4 protein-coding genes are annotated in these 3,296 nt (G+C 67.9%); 1 reads left to right on the forward strand and 3 read right to left on the reverse strand.

Annotation, left to right across the window (positions count from 1 at the left end; genetic code table 11):
* Window positions 1-149: 149 nt before the first annotated feature.
* The 3 genes from ACFVZW_RS35115 to ACFVZW_RS35125 form a co-directional block, all read right to left on the reverse strand.
* On the reverse strand, window positions 150-656 hold the full coding sequence (locus ACFVZW_RS35115; protein ID WP_137990209.1) for an HNH endonuclease: 507 nt from the start codon (window positions 654-656) through the stop codon (window positions 150-152).
* 163 nt (window positions 657-819) lie between these two features.
* Complete coding sequence (locus ACFVZW_RS35120; protein ID WP_384530309.1) at window positions 820-1,356, reverse strand: YbhB/YbcL family Raf kinase inhibitor-like protein; 537 nt, start codon at window positions 1,354-1,356, stop codon at window positions 820-822.
* Between the two features lie 42 nt (window positions 1,357-1,398).
* Entirely contained in the window at window positions 1,399-2,181 is a 783-nt protein-coding gene (locus tag ACFVZW_RS35125) for a sporulation protein (protein ID WP_384530312.1), read from the reverse strand.
* Window positions 2,182-2,285: 104 nt separating this feature from the next.
* Between ACFVZW_RS35125 and ACFVZW_RS35130 the strand changes: the two genes are divergently transcribed.
* The gene (locus ACFVZW_RS35130; protein WP_384530314.1) at window positions 2,286-2,927 is read left to right on the forward strand and encodes a DNA-3-methyladenine glycosylase; all 642 of its coding nucleotides are present in this window, start codon (window positions 2,286-2,288) and stop codon (window positions 2,925-2,927) included.
* Window positions 2,928-3,296: the final 369 nt, after the last annotated feature.

The following is a 3,296-nucleotide window of genomic DNA, read 5'->3' on the forward strand; positions in this document are numbered from 1 at the left end:
GCCCGCCGGGGGGGGGGGGGTCATAAGTCGTCCGGGCGCCGGTGGTGGATTATCCGCGGGCGGGCCCGGCTGCCGGGGGGGGGGGAGCTCCCCTCGGAAGGGAAGCGGGCCCTCGTCGTCCACCCCTAGGCACATCCGGATCCACCGGATCACGCCGCCGAATTGGCCAGCCACTCCGGCAGCTCGGACCTCTCACCGGCCCGCATCGCCAGCAGCATCGCGTCCGCAGGCGTCGGCACGAACGGCTCGTGCAGCAGCGGCATCCCCGCCTGCTCCGGAGTCCGGTCCGCTTTGCGGTGATTGTCCTCGGCGCAGGACGCCACCGTGTTCAGCCAGCTGTCCCCACCACCCTGTGCCCGCGGCACCACATGGTCCACGGTCGTCGCGCGCCTCCCGCAGTACGCGCACCGATGCTGGTCCCGGACCAGCACACCCCGCCTCGACCACGGAGCCTGTCTTCGGAACGGCACCCGTACGTAGCGGCAGAGCCTGATCACCCGAGGAACCGGTATGTCGACGGCGGCGGCACGCATGCGAAGATCGGGATGCTCCTGCTCCACGACGGCCTTGTCCTGCAGGACAAGCACCACCGCACGGTTGAGTGTGACCGTCGAAAGCGGCTCGAAGCTCGCGTTCAGAACCAGCGTGTCCCGCATTGTGCCCACCTCCCGTGTGCCGGCCCAGCCCCATGGCAGGGCTCCGGGCTGGGATCAACTCTGGCCGGGCGCGCCGGGTTGGACAACGCAATATCGTGCGCAACGAAAGATGCCCGCTTCTGATCTCTCCAAGACCAGAAGCGGGCAAACAACAAACGAACGCTCAGCTGTGGGTGGGACCGGTGTACTCGGCGAGCAGCTGGGCGCGGGCCAGCGTGTGGAACCGCAGGTTGAAGCCCACGGCCGCCGGGGACGCGTCCGCGTCCGGACCGAGCGTCTCCTTGTCCACCGCGTACACGGTGAAGACGTACCGGTGGTTCTCACCGTCCGGGGGAGCGGCCCCGCCGAAGTCCTTCATCCCGTAGTCGTTCCGGGCGTGCACGGCACCGGCAGGCAGACCCTCGAACCATCCCGAGCCCGCACCCGCCGGCAGCTCGGTGACCGACGCCGGGATGTCGAACAGCACCCAGTGCCAGAAACCGCTGCCCGTCGGCGCGTCCGGATCGAAGCAGGTGACGGCGAAGCTCTTCGTCTCCGCCGGGAACCCCTCCCAGCTCAGCTGCGGCGAGGTGTTGCCCTCCGCGTACACCTGAGCGTCCTTCAGCACACCGCCCGGCACGATGTCGTCACTCACCACGGTGAACGCCGGCACCGGCGGATGGAAGTCGTGAGGGAGCGGCGCCCTCTTCCCCTCGGCCACGTCTGAACCTCCGTATCGCTGACCTGCAGTACGGGGCCGAGCCTAGAGCCAGTTGCGCTTGCCACCGACGTCGGCGAGCCACTGGTTGAGGTAAGCAGCCCAGTCGGTCGTGTGGAAGTCCTGCAGACCCACCTTGAACGCGCGGAACGAGTCGCTGCCCTCGCTGAACAGCCCCGGCTTCTTGTCCATCTCCAGGACGACGTCCATCTCACGGTCGTCCGCGACGAAGCTGACCTCGACCTGGTTCAGACCGCGGTACTGCTGCGGCGGGAAGAACTCGATCTCCTGGTAGAACGGCAGCTTCTGCCGGGTCCCGCGGATGTGCCCACGCTCCATGTCCGCGTTCTTGAAACGGAAGCCCAGCTGGAGGAAGGCGTCCAGGATCGCCTGCTGCGCCGGCAGCGGGTGGACGTTGATCGGGTCCAGGTCGCCGGAGTCCACCGCGCGGGCGATCTCCAGCTCGGTGGTCACACCGATGTTCATCCCGCGCAGCTGCTGCCCCGCGATCGTGGTGACCGGCGTCTCCCAGGGAATCTCGAGACCGAACGGCACCACGTGCACCGCACCGGCCTGCACCGTGAAGGCGCCGCCGAGCCGGACCTTGACGAACTCGATGTCCTGCTTGGTCTCCTGGTCCGCACCCTCGACCTCGACCCGGGCCTGCAGGCCCACGGACAGTCCCTCGATCTGCTGATCGACCGAACCGCCCTGGATCCGCACCTCACCCTGCACGACGCCACCCGGGACGACGTTCTCCTCGGTGAGCACCGTCTCGACGGACGCGCCGCCGGCACCCAGGCTCGCGAGCAGCTTCTTGAACCCCATGAACACTCCCTCTTGTCCTGCTTGGCCTTGACCTCTACATACGCGCGACGACCGTAGCCGGTTCCCCACCGCTTCCCCAGGAGGCCCCAGTACGCTCGGACGCCATGAGCGAGAGCCCCGACCGTACGCCGCTCCCGCGGGCCTTCTTCGACCGCCCCGTCCTGGAGGTCGCCCCCGATCTGCTCGGCCGCACCCTCGTACGGAACTCGAACGCCGGCCGCATCGAACTCCGCCTCACCGAGGTGGAGGCGTACGCCGGCGCCATCGACCCCGGCTCCCACGCTTTCCGTGGCCGCACCGCACGCAACGCCGTCATGTTCGGCCCGCCCGGACACGCGTACGTCTACTTCACCTACGGAATGTGGCACTGCCTCAATCTGGTGTGCGGCCCCGAGGGCCACGCGAGCGGCGTCCTGCTGCGCGCGGGGGAGATCCTCGTGGGCGCGGCACAGGCACGGACCCGTCGACTCTCGGCCCGCTACGACACGGAACTGGCCAAAGGCCCGGCCCGCCTGGCCACAGCCCTCGACGTGGCCCTCGCCCTGAACGGCATCGACACCTGCGCCGGCCCGGACTCCCCTCTGTCCCTCCTTACGGGCACCCCACCCCCTGCCGACCAGGTACGCAGCGGCCCCCGCACGGGCGTGGGCGGCGACGGAGCACCGCACCCCTGGCGCTACTGGATCGACGCCGACCCGACGGTCAGCCCGTACCGCGCCCATGTGCCCCGCAAGAGGACCTCTTGACCCGACTTGACTCGGGTGCTGCGGACGCCTAACGTAGGCGAGCCGCTTGAAACGGGACATGCTTCTTCAAGCACCCCGGAGCGGCCATCCACTACCTACGACGAACCCCAACGGGTGCGGATTTCGGCATGCCGAAATCCGATTCGAATGGCTCGATTATGAGTCGCCGGGGAATTCGGCTAAAGTAGTGACCACGCCGAAAGGCAAGGCAGCCAACGGGCCACCGGAAACAGAATCCGAACCGGAAACGGAGCGGAAAAGGATCTGGTAAGGTTGGAAACACGAAAGACCGAAGGGAAAAGCCCGGAGGAAAGCCCGAGAGGGTGAGTACAAAGGAAGCGTCCGTTCCTTGAGAACTCAACAGCGTGC

This window comes from Streptomyces sp. NPDC059567 (assembly GCF_042735655.1).
Lineage (GTDB): Bacteria > Actinomycetota > Actinomycetes > Streptomycetales > Streptomycetaceae > Streptomyces.